Annotated in this window: 15 protein-coding genes and 2 tRNA genes; 10 read left to right on the top strand and 7 right to left on the bottom strand. The window is 33.1% G+C overall.

Going from position 1 to position 16,836, the window contains the following annotated elements; all coding sequences use genetic code 11:
• The first annotated feature begins 11 nt into the window (after positions 1 to 11).
• The 10 genes from gwsS (M2372_RS23855) to gwsS (M2372_RS23810) all read left to right on the top strand — a co-directional run bounded on the left by gwsS (M2372_RS23855) (position 12) and on the right by gwsS (M2372_RS23810) (position 10,783).
• Positions 12 to 1,094 (top strand): grasp-with-spasm system SPASM domain peptide maturase, encoded by a 1,083-nt coding sequence (gene gwsS, locus M2372_RS23855; RefSeq protein ID WP_123321581.1) that lies wholly within the window; start codon positions 12 to 14, stop codon positions 1,092 to 1,094.
• A 311-nt stretch (positions 1,095 to 1,405) separates the two neighbouring features.
• Positions 1,406 to 2,914, top strand: a complete 1,509-nt coding sequence (locus M2372_RS23850) for a vitamin K epoxide reductase family protein (RefSeq protein ID WP_123321580.1) — start codon at positions 1,406 to 1,408, stop codon at positions 2,912 to 2,914.
• A 94-nt stretch (positions 2,915 to 3,008) separates the two neighbouring features.
• The gene (locus M2372_RS23845) at positions 3,009 to 3,173 is read left to right on the top strand and encodes a bacteriocin-like protein (RefSeq protein WP_165852324.1); all 165 of its coding nucleotides are present in this window, start codon (positions 3,009 to 3,011) and stop codon (positions 3,171 to 3,173) included.
• An 83-nt stretch (positions 3,174 to 3,256) separates the two neighbouring features.
• Positions 3,257 to 5,449: a peptidase domain-containing ABC transporter gene (locus M2372_RS23840; protein ID WP_123321579.1), complete on the top strand. Its 2,193-nt coding sequence runs from the start codon at positions 3,257 to 3,259 to the stop codon at positions 5,447 to 5,449.
• A gap of 94 nt (positions 5,450 to 5,543) precedes the next feature.
• Positions 5,544 to 6,842, top strand: coding sequence for an HlyD family secretion protein (locus M2372_RS23835; protein WP_115973744.1), 1,299 nt, complete (start codon positions 5,544 to 5,546; stop codon positions 6,840 to 6,842).
• A gap of 184 nt (positions 6,843 to 7,026) precedes the next feature.
• Positions 7,027 to 7,176 carry a hypothetical protein gene (locus M2372_RS23830; protein ID WP_185018987.1) on the top strand — a complete coding sequence of 50 codons (150 nt, stop codon included), beginning with the start codon at positions 7,027 to 7,029 and terminating at the stop codon, positions 7,174 to 7,176.
• A 245-nt stretch (positions 7,177 to 7,421) separates the two neighbouring features.
• The gene (locus tag M2372_RS23825; RefSeq protein WP_123321578.1) at positions 7,422 to 7,610 is read left to right on the top strand and encodes a grasp-with-spasm system A modified peptide; all 189 of its coding nucleotides are present in this window, start codon (positions 7,422 to 7,424) and stop codon (positions 7,608 to 7,610) included.
• Positions 7,611 to 7,702: 92 nt separating this feature from the next.
• Entirely contained in the window at positions 7,703 to 8,614 is a 912-nt protein-coding gene (locus M2372_RS23820; RefSeq protein WP_185018985.1) for a hypothetical protein, read from the top strand.
• A complete protein-coding gene (gwsG, locus tag M2372_RS23815) occupies positions 8,611 to 9,513 on the top strand; it encodes a grasp-with-spasm system ATP-grasp peptide maturase (RefSeq protein ID WP_123321577.1) in 903 nt (300 codons plus the stop codon). Before M2372_RS23820 ends, gwsG begins: the two co-directional genes overlap by 4 nt.
• A gap of 175 nt (positions 9,514 to 9,688) precedes the next feature.
• The gene (gene gwsS, locus M2372_RS23810; protein ID WP_123321575.1) at positions 9,689 to 10,783 is read left to right on the top strand and encodes a grasp-with-spasm system SPASM domain peptide maturase; all 1,095 of its coding nucleotides are present in this window, start codon (positions 9,689 to 9,691) and stop codon (positions 10,781 to 10,783) included.
• Positions 10,784 to 11,154: 371 nt separating this feature from the next.
• Here gwsS (M2372_RS23810) and M2372_RS23805 read toward each other — a convergent pair.
• From M2372_RS23805 to M2372_RS23775, 7 genes are all read right to left on the bottom strand, one after another.
• Positions 11,155 to 11,228, bottom strand: a tRNA-Met gene (locus tag M2372_RS23805).
• Between the two features lie 201 nt (positions 11,229 to 11,429).
• Positions 11,430 to 11,503, bottom strand: a tRNA-Met gene (locus tag M2372_RS23800).
• A gap of 44 nt (positions 11,504 to 11,547) precedes the next feature.
• Complete coding sequence (locus M2372_RS23795; protein WP_123321574.1) at positions 11,548 to 12,837, bottom strand: TlpA disulfide reductase family protein; 1,290 nt, start codon at positions 12,835 to 12,837, stop codon at positions 11,548 to 11,550.
• Positions 12,838 to 12,898: 61 nt separating this feature from the next.
• The gene (locus tag M2372_RS23790) at positions 12,899 to 13,123 is read right to left on the bottom strand and encodes a signal peptidase (protein WP_115972697.1); all 225 of its coding nucleotides are present in this window, start codon (positions 13,121 to 13,123) and stop codon (positions 12,899 to 12,901) included.
• A gap of 8 nt (positions 13,124 to 13,131) precedes the next feature.
• Entirely contained in the window at positions 13,132 to 15,114 is a 1,983-nt protein-coding gene (locus tag M2372_RS23785) for a T9SS type A sorting domain-containing protein (protein WP_123321572.1), read from the bottom strand.
• A gap of 74 nt (positions 15,115 to 15,188) precedes the next feature.
• Positions 15,189 to 16,376: an ATP-dependent Clp protease ATP-binding subunit ClpX gene (gene clpX, locus M2372_RS23780; RefSeq protein ID WP_115972699.1), complete on the bottom strand. Its 1,188-nt coding sequence runs from the start codon at positions 16,374 to 16,376 to the stop codon at positions 15,189 to 15,191.
• A 66-nt stretch (positions 16,377 to 16,442) separates the two neighbouring features.
• On the bottom strand, positions 16,443 to 16,832 hold the full coding sequence (locus M2372_RS23775) for an HIT family protein (RefSeq protein WP_002981730.1): 390 nt from the start codon (positions 16,830 to 16,832) through the stop codon (positions 16,443 to 16,445).
• Positions 16,833 to 16,836: the final 4 nt, after the last annotated feature.

Genomic DNA, 16,836 nt, shown 5'->3' with positions numbered 1-16,836 from the left:
ACTAGACTATTATGAGACATTTTAACCTATTCAGTAATATTTTAATCACCAAAGGAGCCGGAAGAATCCTGATCTCTGATCTTCAGAGGAAGATCTCTGATCTTTATCCTTTGGAATTGTATGATGTTATTGAAGAGTTGAAAAATGAGTCAATTGAAAATATCTTAGAGAATTATGACATTGAATCTCAACAGATCATTCATGAATATATAGACTTTTTGCTTGAAAAAGAATATGGTTTTATCACTCATGGGGATTGGGATAAAAACTTCCTTCCATTGTCCAATGAGTTTCAGGAAGTAAGCAGAATTTCCAATGTTTTCATTGAAATTGATAATGTCATTATTTTAGACAAAATAAAAAACTCTGTCAACAACTTAGGGGTAAAATATTTGGTAATTTACTGTAACAAGGAACTTTCTCTTAAAGAATATCAGGATATCGACAATAAATTTAAAGACTCTGTTTTAGAAGGAATAGAAATATACGCACCATTTCATAATGCCTTAAATAAAGAGTTTTTTCAAATCCTTAATCAAACAACCACAAGAATTTATAATTTCGTTTTCTATAATTGTGACGAGGTTCCTTTGAAGACCAAAGAAGTATTTAGATTTAATATCAACTTTAACCATGAAAACCTCAAAATATCCGCTTGCGGAAAGGTAGATCTAAAATATTTCAATACTAATCTTCCAAAGGTTCTTGAAGCAATCAATCACAATTCCTGCCTGCACAAAAAAATAGGAATTGACATCCATGGTAATATTAAGAACTGTCCATTAATGCCTGAAAACTATGGAAACATTCATCATTCGAGTCTTGAAGAAGCCGTGATGCAAAATAATTTCAAAAAATACTGGAACCTTACCAAAGATAGTATAGAAACCTGCAAAGACTGTGAATTCCGTTATATATGTACAGACTGCAGGGCCTATACAGAAAACAATCACAATAATAAAGATGGACTTGATGTCTCGAAACCTTTAAAATGCGGTTATAATCCATATACCTGTACCTGGGAAGACTGGAGTAAAAATCCTTTGAAACAAAAGGCTATGGAACATTACAATATGGAAAATATACTGAATTAAAAAATTAAAGCACAAATATGTTTTTCCAATCCCACAGATGCGCTAATTATGAATGCAAACATTAACCATGAAACTCTTTATATATCCATCTGTGGGAAATTGGAAACAAAAATCAACAAAAAACTTCTATTGAATATTTTTCTTTCAGATTTATTTTATACCAGATAAAAATACTTTTGCAAATTAAATCCTATAAAATAAAATATTGAAATTCAAACTATATTTAGTAACTACCGGTTATATCTCACTAATAAAAGAAAAATATTTTTGTTAATTTAAAACATCTGTGTATTTTAGATGAAAATATTAATATGATTTTTGATAAACTAATTAACTATCTCAAACTTGATAAACAGGAATTTATTTTCCAGTTTAATTCTCACCCCAACTATCCGTCAGCATTGGCTTTCAGTGATACACTAAACTTTTTGGGGGTAAAAAATGATGCATACCAACTTGATAAGGAATATTGGGATGAACTTCCGGAAGAATTTATTGCTATTGTTGACAATGCATTTTCTTTAGTAAAAAAGTCAGGAAGCAGTTACTCCGTTTATTCAGAAAAAGCAAAAACTTTAGATAAAGAAGAGCTTTACAAAACCTCTACAGATTTTGTATTGCTGTTTGAAAAAACAGAGCAGGCAGAAAATAAAACAGCATTCAATTTCAAGCCGGTTTTATATGCTGTTTTTGCTGTCATTCTTATTTATTCTTTTATATATCAGAATCTCTTTGAAGCAGTTTTTAATCTTCTTTCACTAGCAGGTGTTTATATCTCTATGGAGATATTCAATCAGAAATTTGGTAATACATCTACTGTGATAGGAAGTATTTGTGGCGCTGCTCCTGCTACTCAAACAGCTAACTCCTGTGACAGGATTATCAAACAGGACAAAACAAGTATCCTGGGATTAAAATTCTCAGATTTCTCATTGATTTACTTTACCGGGCTTGCCATATTGGGATTATTTTTACCAGCTACAGCCTATATCCTAAAGGGATTTACCTTTGTTTCTATACTTGCCATTGGCTATTCACTCTACATCCAGGCTTTTGTTGAAAAAACATTTTGCAGGGTTTGTCTTTTAATTATCTCTATTCTGGTGGGGCAATTGGTGATCAGTGCTTTCTTTTTCCAGAATCTTTCCTTTGGAATCGGAGCGCTTTTACTGACAGTCATTTTATGGGCAATAATCTTTTCAGCAGTAATCTATTTCAATACCCTGCTTGAGCAAAAAGAAGAACTTCAAAAATCCAACGCCAAGAATCTCAGATTCAAAAGAAACTATGAACTATTTAAAAGTCAGTTATTGGAAAGAGACAAAGTCGAATTTCAGGATACTGAAACATTCTCTGTGGGGAAAAAAGATGCAAGACTTCGTATTTCCATTATTTCAAACCCTTACTGTGGTTTCTGTAAAGATGGTCATAAACTTGCTGAAAGTCTTTTAAAAAAATATCCTGAAGATGTTTCCCTGCAGATGAGATTCAATTATACAGCTGAAAGATCCAATGAGAAGTACAATGCATTGATCTCAGATTTTACATCTATCTACAACAATAAACCGGAAAAAGAATTCCTGCACGCTGTGGAAGAATGGTTTGAAACAAGGGATGAAAATAAGATCAACATTTTAGCAGGAGGAACTCCTACATCTGAAAACCTGGATCCATTGATACAAATGACTGTAGAAAACAGTAATGCAGGACTTAACTTCACCCCTATCCTTGTGATCAACGGGTATCAGTTTCCTGAAAAATATGACAGAGAAGACATTCTGTTCTTTGTGGATGAATTAATAGAAGACGAAGAAATTTAGTCAGCATCCGTGATTTTAAAATTCATTATCTTAGGAAAAATAAAAGCAGTATCCGAAAAGCTATAAAAGAGTAGGTAAACCAAAACTATTTATTATGAAAAATCTAAAAGAACTTTCAAGAGAAAACCTAAGAACACTGAAAGGTGGTATTACTCAGGAATGCGCAAGGATTCAGTATGAAGCAAGCTATTGTGAATCCAAAATCAAAGCACCTAAAGAGGGCGCTGTAGATGCATGTAACAAATGGTGCTATTACTAGCATACCATTTCATTGAATTATAATATTGAATAAAGTAAAAAATGTCGTCAGCATATGACGGCATTTTATAATGATTAATAGCTTTGAAAAAATTTCCTTTTTATAAACAGCCAGACACAAAAGACTGTGGACCCACATGTCTTAGAATTGTAAGTAAATATTACGGTAAAAGTATCTCCCTTCAGCAGATCCGGGCCCTCTCTGAGACGACCCGTGAAGGAAGCAGTCTCCTAGGATTAAGTGATGCAGCAGAAAATCTGGGTTTCCGTTCACTGGGAGTTCAGGTCGACTTCAAAACTTTCGTAGAAGAAGTTCCGTTTCCATGTATCGTACACTGGAATAAGAATCACTTTGTGGTTGTTTATAAAGCCGATAAGAATAATAAAATTTATATATCCGATCCCAGTTATGGATTGATTACTTATACCCAGGACGAATTTATCAAATTCTGGATCGGAGAAAATGCCAATGAAACCACTGAAGAAGGAATAGTCCTTATCCTGGAAACGACACCAGCCTTCTTTCAAACTGAATTTGACAATGAAGAAAGCAAGGCAAGCTTTTCTTTTCTTTCAAGATATCTATTTAAATACAAATCACTTGTTATTCAACTGGCTGTAGGACTTCTTGCCGGAAGTTTACTATCTCTGGTATTCCCGTTTCTTACCCAAAGTATTGTAGACGTCGGGATACAGAATCAGGATATTAACTTTATTTATCTGGTCCTGCTTGCTCAGATTATGTTATTTCTTGGCAGAATGGGGATAGAAACGATCCGAAGCTGGATCCTTCTCCACTTATCTGCAAGAATCAATATTTCGATCATTTCCGATTTCTTTATCAAACTTATGAAGCTTCCTATAAGCTTTTTTGATACCAGAATGACCGGGGATATTATGCAAAGGATCAATGACCACCACAGAATAGAACAGCTCCTTACGAGTTCTTCATTAAATACCCTATTCTCTCTCGTCAATCTGATTATCTTCAGCATTGTCCTCCTACTTTATGATTACAGACTTTTCATTGTTTATCTCGTGGGAGCTGCAGCTTATATTGGATGGATCACTTTCTTCCTGAAGAAAAGAAAAGAACTTGATTATAAAAGATTTTCCCAGGTTTCTCAGGAACAGAGTAAAGTCATTGAGCTGATCAACGGAATGCAGGAAATCAAAATGCATAATGCTGAGAAGCAAAAAAGATGGGACTGGGAATTTCTTCAGGTAAAGCTATTTAAAATCAGAATAAAATCATTGTCCCTGGAACAATGGCAATCGGTAGGAGGAAACTTTATCAATCAGATGAAAGACATCCTGGTAAGCTTCCTGTCTGCAAAATTAGTATTAAGCGGAAACTTGACCTTAGGGATGATGCTTTCTGTACAATATATCATTGGACAGCTGAACAGTCCGCTTCTTCAACTTATTGATTTTATTAAACAAACTCAGGATGCAAAAATTTCCCTTGAAAGATTAGGTGAAATTCATGATAAAGAAGATGAAGAGCGTAAGGATGAACAATATGCTATGGAAATTCCACAAAAGGATATTGAGATCACAGATATGTCATTCCGATATATCGGATCTGATGTTCCGGTTTTTGAAAATCTGAACCTTACCATTCCTTATCAAAAAACTACAGCAATTGTTGGAGCCAGTGGAAGCGGAAAAACCACCTTATTGAAACTTCTGATGAAGTTTTATGAGCCAGACAATGGAGATATTAAAATCGGAAACACTGCTCTGAAAAATATTTCTCCGCGATTCTGGAGAGATCATTGCGGAGTTGTGATGCAGGAAGGATATGTATTTAATGATACAATTGCCAACAACATCGGAGTTGGTGAAGATCATATCGACAAAAAGAAATTAAGACGTGCAGTAGAAATCGCAAATATTAAAGACTTTGTAGAAAGCCTGCCGCTAAGTTACAATACCAAGATCGGAAATGAAGGTGTAGGAGTAAGTGGTGGACAGAAACAAAGACTTTTCATTGCGAGAGCTGTCTACAAATCTCCTGAATATATTTTATTTGATGAAGCCACCTCTGCATTAGATGCCAATAATGAAAAGGTCATTATGGAAAACCTTGAACAATTCTTCAGAGGTAAAACAGCAGTTGTTATTGCCCACAGACTTTCCACTGTAAAACATGCCGATAAGATCATTGTACTGGATAAAGGAAAAGTTGTAGAAGAAGGCAGTCATGCCGAATTGGTAGATCTGCGTGGTGAATATTACCGATTGGTAAGAAATCAGCTTGAACTGGGAAATTAATACTGAACCTATCACCAAGATAATAAACCTGAAGTCCTAATTTATTTACATTATATCCCTTTGAAATATAAAGTGGAAATTTTATCAGAAAACAATGAAAGAAGACGTTTTAGACAATATTGAACTCCGCTCAGAGAGCGTACAGGATATCCTTACCCAACCACCCAATTGGATGATTCGTTGGGGGAACACTTTGATATTTATAATTATCCTGCTCATTTTTGCAATGAGTTACATTATAAAATATCCGGAATTTGTACCGGCTCCAATTATAGTAACTTCTCAAAATCCACCCGAAAAATTAGAAGCAAGGATCAATTCTAAGATTGAAAAAATATTCATCAAAGATCATCAGGAAGTAAAGAAAAATGATGTGTTGATGGTCATGTTGTCAGCTGCCAATTATAAAGATGTTATAGCATTAAAAAAACTGGTTGATTCTATATCACCTAATCAGCTTAATAGTTTTCCTATTGCCCAAACTTCAAGGTATAAACTTGGGGAGCTGCAGGGAGAATACAACAGCTTTGCAAAGGCTTTCCAGGATGAAGAACTTTTTACAAGGCTACAGCCTTATGCTCCTGAAAATATTGCAACCAACCAAAGCTTATCTGAGTCCAGAGTAAGAATTGCTACCTTAAAGCAACAGAAAAGCCTGGAGTCAGCCAAGTATGACCTTACCCGAAAAAATTTCCAACGGTCTCAGGATCTTTTTAATCAGGGAGTAATCTCTGCTATGGAACTTGAGAATGAAAAAATAAAATATCTTCAGGCTCAGCAAAACCTTGAAAACATCAACATCTCAATTTCACAGACTGAGGAGGGAATTTCCAATCTTAACAAAACCAAAAGCGGAACGGTTATTAATACCGAAAAAGATAAAATCAACTATTCTTCTCAGACATTGCAGTTATTTGAACAATTAAGAAAGTCTCTAAAACTTTGGGAGCAAAATTATCTTGTTATTTCATCTACAGATGGTGTTGCCAGTTTCCAGCAGTTTTTTGGTGAAAACCAGTTTGTAAAAGCAGGAGAACCTATTGTATCTATCCTTCCGAAGAATAAAGAACAATTAGTAGGCCGAATGTCAGTTCCTACCACCAATTCAGGAAAGATTATTCCGGGTGAAAAAGTATTGATCAAACTAGACAACTACCGTTTCCAGGAATATGGAATCATTGAAGGAAAAGTTCAGAATATATCACTTATTCCTGATGATAAAGGAAATTACTATGTGGATGTTATTTTACCGAAAGGATTAAAAACAAGTTATAATAAAAATCTGAAATTTGATAAGGAACTTAGAGGAAGTGCAGAAATTGTAACTCAGGACCTGAGACTTATTGAAAGATTCTTCTATCAGATCAGAAAGTTATTAGGATATCAGGCCTAATAAAAGCTTTACATAAAATAAAACATGCCGTTCCAAAATTAAGGGACGGCTTTTTTACACCCATATCCGGTCTATTATTCAACATTGCATAATCAGATCCAACAATACAAAATAATTCAAAAAATACGCTATTAATAAGGGTTTACTAACATTTATTAGAACTATTTTTAAAGAAGGGTATTCTATGGATAATGAAGTTGAAAAAATAAGTTCTAAAAATGGGATAAGATATAACTATAAAGAAAATATAAGCCAAGGAGAATATTTCATTTTGAATAATGATATCCTTGAATTTTACAATGCGGAAGACAAAATATTTACGAAAGGAGGGTAAGCTTCAATAGACTGATTGACAGTTAAAATTAAGTTTTGTTTTCTCCTTTTAAAAAAGAAAAAAATGATATAAGATCATACAAATTAGATCTTTAATTTCATAATTAAATGTGCAAAAAATAATAAATTCAATTTCAAATCATAATAACTAACTATATATCAATCGTTAACATAATAAAATTTTTCCCACTAATTAGAATTAAATTTATATATTTGATTTAATATCCTAATCAAAATTCACCAATTATGAAAAAATTAAATGGAATGAAGAGTTTCTCTTCATTAGAAAACAAGAAATTAAATGATTTATCAAAAATCAATGGAGGGCTAATGGCAGAGACCAGTATGCAATGGACACATGAAACAGGAAGCGGTTCTGATACAGGAGTATACAGAGATAATAAATTAGTAGCTGTCATTACAGAGCCTAACTAAACAGATCATTTTAATTATTAGAAGCTAAAGAGAGAATTTTTCTTTAGCTTTTTTAATTTATAACAATTAGTGGATCTATTAAAATTTTCTTAATGAATAGTTGTATTAAAAAAAATCAGATAATAGGATTTTTTCTTGTTGTCAGTTTCTTATCCATGACTTCCTGTCGAAATAATGGGGCTGATTACATTTCTTACTACAATAGTGTAAATTCTATTGATAGTATCTACCGGATGAATAATGATACTCTTACCGCAATCAAGAAATTTAAAAAGCTATTCCGAAATTTTGACCCAAGAAATGATGAAAGAATGGAAGAATATGAAAAATACATTAAGTTTTCAGATAAATACAACAAAAAATTTGGAGGAAAAAAAAGCCTATATAAACTTATCCCCTTAGTCGCTCCATATTGGAAATTCAAACGAGAAGACACAGATTTTTTTAAGCTATATAAAAAGTATGGGATTGATAGGAATACAGTAGAGCAGAAAGTAGCAGAATGGAAAAAATCGTTAAACAAACAACTTATTGATTCTTTTAGAATAGCTTTTATCAGGGATCAGGCTAAAGATTCGATAACAGGGCAACAATCACTTAATAATTTTAGAAAAAATGCTGCGTTGCTAAAATGGACACTTACAAATTATGGCTATCCATCAATGCAAAAAATTGGACTTGAAACGGATGATGGTGTTTTTATGCCAATGTTGATTTATTTAAACCATATGGCACAAATAGAAGACTATGAATATTTCAAAACGAAGCTAGTAGACTATGTAAGATCCGGTGATCTAGCACCAAGAGATTATGTAGAAATGGTGGAAAGATATATTCAGATTAATCATTTAAAGCCTATATATGGCGTGAAAAGCACTGATGAAGAAATCATGAAGGATTCAGCGAATATCAATCGTAATAGAAGACTTATCGGGCTACAAAGCTTTAAAGTTAGAAGAAAAATAACAAAAGAATTTTTAAAGAATAACTCAAGTGAAAAATGATACTAATAATTTCTGATAATAATGATATTTCAACTACAGAAGTTATCAAATGGCTTCTTGTGATGCAGAAAAAATTTATTCGAGTGCATGAGGATGAAATATTTGAAATTAGAATTTGGGAAAAAAAATTTTTTTTAGAGAGCACCAATAACCATTTCTTTTTGGATGAAATACATAGTGTGTGGTACAGAAGAGGAGGATTGAATTTTAAACGTCTGCGATATAAAAATGAAGCCATAAATATCAATATGAATGAGGCACAGCACTGGCTGGAAGATTACGTGAAGAAAAAGCTTGAATCAATAAAACATATCAATAAAGAAAGTAACAGCCTTGTAAATAAACTTTTAGTATTAGAAGAAGCTGAAAAAGTTGGTTTAGATGTACCGTCCTATTTTCTTTCAGAAAATACTGATGATGTTATCTTCGGGAAAACGATAGTAAAAACTATAGCAGGAAACCCAATGCTTGAATCTTTTTACAAAGATTCAAATGGAATGATGTTTACAACGATAGTAGAAGAACATGAAAATGAAAATTTCTTTCCAACCTTTTTTCAGGAAAAGATCGAAAAGGATTTTGAAATCCGAACTTTTTATTTAAACGGAAAGTGTTGGTCAATAGCCATTTTTTCGCAAAATGATGAACAAACAAAAGTTGATTTTAGAAATTATAATTACGAAAAGCGTAACAAGAATGTAAGATACATGCTTCCAAAAGAGATAGAAGAAAAAATTAATCACTTAATGCAGAAGCTCGATTTGAACTGTGGATCTTTGGATTTTATGAAAAGCGGAGATCAGTATTACTTTTTAGAGGTAAATCCAATTGGACAATTTGGATATTTATCAAGTATATGTAATTATTCATTAGAAAAAGAAATAGCAGAATACTTATGAAAAATAAGCTGGGAGAAAAGCATAAACTCCCTCTAACATTTAAACAAATAACGAAATTTGGAGGTAAAAGTAATGTAAAGCCTAACAGTAATACAGTATACTTCTTACAATCCGAAAAATTCCGTTCCGATTTTTACATTCGAGAAAAACCGTTTAAAGCACTTACAAGGTTACTATGAAACATTTCAATTTATTCAGCAATACCTTAATTACAAAAGGTGCAGGCAGAATACTTATTTCTGATCTCCAAAGAAATACTTCCGAAGTATATCCATTAGAATTTTATGACGTAATAGAAGAATTGAAAAACAAGTCTATAGAAGATATATTATCTGATTATGATGATGAATCTAAAGAAATTTTTCAACAATATTTGAATCTGCTACTTGAAAAAGAATACGGGTTTATTACACAAAATGGTTGGGATAATAACTTTCCACCTCTTTCCTATCAGTATAATAATTATTCATCTATTTCAGATTTGTTTATAGAACTCAACGATATTTCTATTTTGGAAAAAATAAAACAATCTGTAGAGAATCTTGGAATAAAATATTTGGTGATACACAGTAAAAAAAAAATTACAATGGAAGATTTTATCCGCATTGACCAAACTTTCGCAAGTTCCGTTGTTTCTGGAATTGAAATTTTTGCCCCTTATCATGATGCAGTTGACAAAGAGTTCATCCAAGAAATTAATACAAAAACATCCAGAACATATAACCTTACTTTTTATAACTGTAAAAAAGTCCCATTCAAGGTAAAAGACGAGTTCAGGTTTATTGTAAATTTTACTAAAGATCCCATACATATATCTTCCTGTGGAAAAGTCGATGTAAAATACTTTAACACAAACATCACAAAAGTCATTGAAGCCATCAATCACAACTCCTGTTTACATAAAAAAATTGGAATTGATATACATGGTAACATTAAAAACTGCCCTTTAATGCCAGTAAATTTTGGTAATATCAATACACATACTTTGGAGCAGGTCGTTAATCAAAACGATTTCAAAAAACTCTGGAATCTCACCAAAGATAAAATAGAAATATGCAAAGATTGTGAGTTTAGATACGTCTGTACAGATTGTAGAGCTTTTACAGAACAATCCCATATAGATGAAAATGGTTTAGATACTTCAAAACCGCTAAAATGTGGTTATAATCCTTATACAAATATATGGGAAGATTGGAGCAAAAATCCATTGAAACAAAATGCAATTCAATGCTATGAAAAAATTGGTTATCATGAAGGTTTCCCTGTTTAGAAATATCAAACTAAGTCTAAATTCAATACACTTCTAATATAAAAGTAAAACTTCTTGTAAATTAATTTTTTACAAGAAGTTAATGTATTAAATTATGACCACAACAAATTAAAAAATCTACTTCAATTTATGAAAAATCTATTTGCAAAAGAAACAACTATAAAAACAACATTATTACTCTTGATGGGAAAAAACTCACCAAAATAATATTTAATCAATTGAACTATAAAAGTCCATTTAATGATATATTTGAGTTTACAGGTGACCTAATTTTAGGCTATGTGAATGAAAACTGAATAACATAAGTAGAGTTGTTGTTTTTCAAATGAAAAAAATAAAACCGCAACCATTAATAATGATTGCGGTTTTTGTAGCGAAGACGGGAATTGAACCCGTGACCTCAGGGTTATGAATCCTGCGCTCTAACCAACTGAGCTACCTCGCCGTTTTGGTGGTGCAAATATAGAAAAAATAATTTTAGCTATATTCCTATAATGCAAATAAAGACTAAATATATTAACACTTAAGTCTTCGGATAACATTTTCTAAGGAGAACGAACAATAATAGGAGAAAGTAATGCAAAAAAATAACAGCTTTCATATAAAAATTAAAACCGCAACCATTAATTAATGATTGCGGTTTTTGTAGCGAAGACGGGAATTGAACCCGTGACCTCAGGGTTATGAATCCTGCGCTCTAACCAACTGAGCTACCTCGCCGTTTTGGTGGTGCAAATATAGAAAAATATTCTTTACCTCCAAAATTATTTTACCTTAAAATATTCCAAAACATCTCCTACATGATCTGGCTTACTGATTATCTTACTGTTAGAATCTAAAATAAAATAGGTCGGAGTCGCATGAACATTGTAAGTATCTACGTAAGTACTATTCCAGCCTCTCAATTCTGAGTCATTGATCCATGGGAATGCAGCAATCTTTGTAGAATAAGAATTTTTATCCACATCTAAAGACAGAGCAATCACCTGAATATTTTTTGATTTCAGTTCATTGTATTTTTCCAATAGCTTTGGAAGTTCACTTTCACAGTGTGAGCATGTAGATGACCAGAATATAATAACCTTTTTATCAGCCTTTACATCATGAATTGATTTAGCAGTGGTATTGGTTGCTGACTGGAACTTATAATTAGGAAAGACAGCCCCCGTTTCTACATTAGCATTAGATTTTAATGTAGAAGCTAACCTATCGTTGATGGTACATTTAAGATTTTTAGCTAAACCAAGATATTTGTTCTTAAACTCATCCATCTGATAAACATCAAAAATATCGATAAGTTCTGATAATACAGTCTGCCCTCTTGGGGTTTCAACCTTTAAGCGGTCTAAAAGTTTATCTACAGAACCTCCGACATTAGTATTTCCTCCTGAATTCAGGTAAGCTACCAATACGGGTCTTAGTAATGATGAGCTTTCAAGCATATCGTTAGACTTATCCAGGAAATTAATAATATCATCCTGGCTAACCTTTTTATTATCTGCCGGATTTCCAATAAATTTGCTGTAGTTGGTATTATAATAAGCTACAAATGGATGTTTTGCTGCATCAACGGAGCTCGATGTACCGGAAAGTCTATCTATTTCAGTTTTCAGAGCTTTTCCAAAGTCTGTATTATCTTTATAATATTCTTTAATCTGGGCTAAAGCAGGAAGAATAAGTTCTTTCTTTTGTGAACCTTCCTGTTGTTTACTCATGATCTCATTAGCTTCATCCAGATAAATAACATCTTTCACTTTATTATTCTGAATATCCAATTTGATATTTACATTTTTATTTTCAGAAATAAAGCTGATTGTATTGTTGGTTGAAGGGAAATAGAGTTTCATCATTCCCATATAGTGATTTGGATATTTAAACGTCCAGGTATTATTCTTACTCTGTTCTTTGGTAACAATAATATCTTTTGAACCGTTTAATGTATATAGAATAGCATCTTTATCTGTAAAATCTGCCGGTGTCTGAACTGTAACTGTAAACTGAGCCTGCAGTGCAAATGTAGCTAAAACTGCAGATAGCGTATAAATCTTTTTCATAGAGTAAAAATAAAAAAACTCTCTGATTAATCAGAGAGTTTAGTATTATTTTAATAAAATTTTATGCTTTAATGCTTTTATATTTCTTTGTGTAGAATGCAATGAATGCAACAGCTACTACAGCAAGTAAATACACATACATATCAATTGGTGCTGATGGTGCTCCACCTGTACCGTGACCACCGGTTCCTCCTCCTCCGGGAACTGGCATATCATCAGGATCCGCACTTACCAATATTGTGGTAAAGAAAAACAATGCAAATACTAGTTTATTTATGGTTTTCATATTAATTTTTATTTTAAGATTTTGGTGTTAACTATTACTCCTTTATCCGAAACAACTTTTACAATGTAAGAACTCTTCACTGAACCATCAAGTTCAATTACGAAATCCTTAGATGTATCAACAGTTTTCTTAGAGATGATAAGTTTACCACTCATATCATAAACTTCAATATCTGCTTTTTTCCAATCTGGGTCAAATCTAACGATATAATTACTGATTGCAGGATTGTATACAACTGTTGTTCTGGAAAGTGTAGCAGTTTCCTTAGCTGCAAGAGTTCCTTTATTAGGCTCTCCATAATATAAATTATAAGATTTAGAGCTTACAGGAACTACATCTCCTTGTTTTGCTTGTTGTACAGATCCATTAGATGCTTTATAGTAGAATCCTGTTCCTGAAGACAACTGGTGTGTTCCGGCAGGAAGCATTTCTGCATTCTCTCTGATTTCAAATTTATAAGAAACTATTTTTTTATCCGGTTTGCTAAAATCAAAATTCCATAGTAATAAATCTTTTCCTAAGAAATCTTTTTCATTAGCTTCGTTGATATATAGCCAATATTTTGCATTATAGTTTGGATCATAACCTCCATTTGGTGCTTCCTCAAAAGTACCGATAAGATTACTGCTGCTAGCGGCAGCCTGTACTGTAGTTGCAATAGAAGTCTGGTGACCGGTAGTAGCTGTAGCAGAAACTACATAATAAGCTCTTCCAAGCTCATTACCATTAGCATCAAGACCGATAACTCCTAATTGCTTAATACTTGCTCCAGCAGATTTATTAGCTTTACCAGCCATTTTAGCAGCATTTACATTATAGTCTGTTCCATCAACTCTCACTACATCCTTAAATCGTCTAAGGGTACTGAAATTCAAATTTTGAGCACTATTGTCTCTAAGCTTAATAATAAATGGCTGCATTGGTTTAATAATTAATCCAATATCTCCAACAGGAGTTCCATTTAAATTAAATGTCTGCTTTAATGCGCCTGTAGTAAAAGTATACCCATTAGCCTGTGTTACCACTGAACCTGATGTATACTCAATACCCATGATATTAGCAACATTATTACCGTCTGTAATCGCTCCGCCTTCAATATAACCAATCTTAGAAAGGTCCAGATTTGTAAGGAACGGGTTACCAAACTGGTAAATATTTTTACCATAAGTTACATTCCACTCTCCGTTAGGAAGATCAAACTGATCCTGAAGGTAAGAGTTATAAGCTTCACCGTAACTGTTTGCTCCGTTACCGCCAGGACCGAAATATACATTTCCTCCATTTTGTAAATTCACAGGAGCAAAGGTAGCATATGGTCTACCGCTTATCTTATTCACGGAACCTGATACAGGCGTATTAAGATTTAGGTTGTTATTTCTAGAACCTAACATATAATATGCCGGACCATTACTGGTTGTACTTGACAAATCAGTAACATGATCAGATTTAGCCTGGGCATTATTCCATTGCAAAATAAGATCATTGTTTACATTACCAGGATTCTGAATATTTCTTACAGTACCGAATGTTTTTCCTAATTCGGTTGATAATGAACTGTAAGTTTTACCGAAGAAAGGAAGTGCAATTTGTTGGAAATAATTGCCGTTACCTTGTTTGTCTGTCAGGTATTCTTTAGTTACAATACCTGTAATGTTGGACTGAGTCAATCCATCAATGTACAATTGACCGTACGTAGAAGAAGCATAAGTACCAGGGGTATTCAGCCTTAAAACAATATTATCTCCATTGGTGGTTTTATCCGCACCTAATGCATCAATTGTTTTTAAAGCATCTGTACCTGATCCTACAATCATGACATTTCCACGTACATCCAGAACGCCTGTGTCTTTTGTTTGGACACCGCCACCGCTAAAAACTAGGGTGCCTTCGCTCACATACATTTTAGCATCAGTGTCTACGTGACATAATATCTGCGCCTGAACAGAATAACTGATTGCTAAAAGACCTATAGCAAATAAACTTTTTCTCATTGTATAAATTATTTGTGTGTTAATACAATCTTCACCCGCAAAGGTATTATTTTTTTCTTTAAAAAAAAAACATTTTATCTATTAATCAAAATATTATCTTCTGTTAAGACAATCTTTTTTTCTTCTCCGATTGAAAACATATAGTCTTCCAGAACCTTTTCTGTGGTACCTCTCAGACCTCTTGCTCCTAATCCTTTATCAATAGTTTCCTCCACAATTTTCTCGATTGCCCCGTCTGTAATTACCAAATCTGTGCCATCCATCTTAAAAAGCTCCACAAATTGATTCACGATCGAATTTTTAGGTTCTTTCATAATTCTTACCAGTGTCTCTTTTGTGAGTTTATCAAGGTAAGTGATGATTGGAAACCTTCCTAAAAGTTCGGGAATTAATCCGAAAGAACGTAAATCAATCGCATTAATATTTGTTAATACATATTCATCTTCATCTGTTTTATTGATTTTTTCTGAACTGAAACCAATGGCCTGCTTGTTCATTCTTCTTTCGATGATCTCCTTAATACCGTCAAAAGCTCCTCCGGCAATAAACAGAATATTCTGAGTATTCACCTGAATATACTTTTGGTCAGGATGTTTTCTTCCTCCCTGTGGCGGAACGTTTACAATACTTCCTTCCAACAGTTTCAGTAATCCCTGCTGTACTCCTTCTCCTGATACATCTCTTGTAATACTCGGGTTGTCTGATTTTCTTGCAATCTTATCGATCTCATCAATAAAGACAATTCCTCTTTCAGCTTTTTCCACATCATAGTCTGCCACCATCAATAGTCTCGAAAGGATACTTTCAACATCTTCCCCTACATATCCTGCTTCTGTCAGAATTGTTGCATCCACGATACAGAAAGGAACATTAAGCTCTCTTGCAATCGTTTTAGCCAATAGGGTTTTTCCTGTACCGGTCTCTCCTATCATAATGATATTGGACTTTTCCAACTCTACTTCTCTGTTTTCGTCCTGAGCATGAAGCAATCTCTTATAATGATTGTACACGGCAATGGAAAGCTGTTTTTTTGCCTGATCCTGTCCTATTACATACTGATCAAGAAATACTTTAATTTCTTTTGGTTTTTTAAGATCTTCCATATTGTCTGCTGGTGAATGCCCTGATTTCGAGGCACTGTCTTTTACAATTACATGTGCCTGCTCTATACAATTTTCACAAATAAAACCGTCCTGCCCAGAAATCAACATCTGTACTTCATTTCTTTTTCTTCCACAGAAAGAACATTGGTTTGGATTCATATTATATAATATATGTATATGTTAAAGAAAATCGTAAAAAATTACTTTTTTACGATTTCCTGTGTTTTAAGAATTAATAATTGAGTTTTGGATCTCTGTATATTCTTCGTTCGTTAATTTTAGTCTTTCATTTCTGAAGTTCATGTCTTCCATCTTGTTTAAAGGAATAAGATGAATATGGGCATGAGGAACTTCAAGTCCTACAACCGCTACTCCTACTCTTACACATGGAATTGCAGTTTTGATCTTCTTGGCAACCTCTTGGGCAAATCCCCAAAGGTTTTTGTATTCTTCACTTTCAAGATCAAAAATCAAATCCACTTCTTTTTTCGGAACTACTAAAGTATGTCCTTTCACCAAAGGCATTGCATCGAGGAACGCAATAAAGTTTTCGTTCTCAGCAATTTTATAAGAGGGAATTTCGCCGTTGATGATTTTTGTGAAGATAGTGCTCATTTTT

It is taken from the genome of Chryseobacterium sp. BIGb0232 (assembly GCF_024810195.1).
GTDB classification, from domain to species: Bacteria; Bacteroidota; Bacteroidia; order Flavobacteriales; family Weeksellaceae; genus Chryseobacterium; species Chryseobacterium pennae.
The sequence above is the reverse complement of the archived record's forward strand: the minus strand, read 5'-3'. Positions and strand labels throughout refer to the sequence as shown.

What these genes read in the sequence shown, in the direction of transcription:
- M2372_RS23830 (WP_185018987.1), top strand. Translation starts at nt 7,027, where the DNA reads ATGGATAATGAAGTTGAAAAAATAAGTTCTAAAAATGGGATAAGATAT.
- M2372_RS23795 (WP_123321574.1), bottom strand. Translation starts at nt 12,837, where the DNA reads ATGAAAAAGATTTATACGCTATCTGCAGTTTTAGCTACATTTGCACTG.
- gwsG (WP_123321577.1), top strand. Translation starts at nt 8,611, where the DNA reads ATGATACTAATAATTTCTGATAATAATGATATTTCAACTACAGAAGTT.
- M2372_RS23850 (WP_123321580.1), top strand. Translation starts at nt 1,406, where the DNA reads ATGATTTTTGATAAACTAATTAACTATCTCAAACTTGATAAACAGGAA.
- M2372_RS23835 (WP_115973744.1), top strand. Translation starts at nt 5,544, where the DNA reads ATGAAAGAAGACGTTTTAGACAATATTGAACTCCGCTCAGAGAGCGTA.
- M2372_RS23785 (WP_123321572.1), bottom strand. Translation starts at nt 15,114, where the DNA reads ATGAGAAAAAGTTTATTTGCTATAGGTCTTTTAGCAATCAGTTATTCT.
- M2372_RS23790 (WP_115972697.1), bottom strand. Translation starts at nt 13,123, where the DNA reads ATGAAAACCATAAATAAACTAGTATTTGCATTGTTTTTCTTTACCACA.
- M2372_RS23825 (WP_123321578.1), top strand. Translation starts at nt 7,422, where the DNA reads ATGAAAAAATTAAATGGAATGAAGAGTTTCTCTTCATTAGAAAACAAG.
- M2372_RS23820 (WP_185018985.1), top strand. Translation starts at nt 7,703, where the DNA reads ATGAATAGTTGTATTAAAAAAAATCAGATAATAGGATTTTTTCTTGTT.
- M2372_RS23845 (WP_165852324.1), top strand. Translation starts at nt 3,009, where the DNA reads ATGAAAAATCTAAAAGAACTTTCAAGAGAAAACCTAAGAACACTGAAA.
- gwsS (WP_123321575.1), top strand. Translation starts at nt 9,689, where the DNA reads ATGAAACATTTCAATTTATTCAGCAATACCTTAATTACAAAAGGTGCA.
- M2372_RS23775 (WP_002981730.1), bottom strand. Translation starts at nt 16,832, where the DNA reads ATGAGCACTATCTTCACAAAAATCATCAACGGCGAAATTCCCTCTTAT.
- clpX (WP_115972699.1), bottom strand. Translation starts at nt 16,376, where the DNA reads ATGAATCCAAACCAATGTTCTTTCTGTGGAAGAAAAAGAAATGAAGTA.
- gwsS (WP_123321581.1), top strand. Translation starts at nt 12, where the DNA reads ATGAGACATTTTAACCTATTCAGTAATATTTTAATCACCAAAGGAGCC.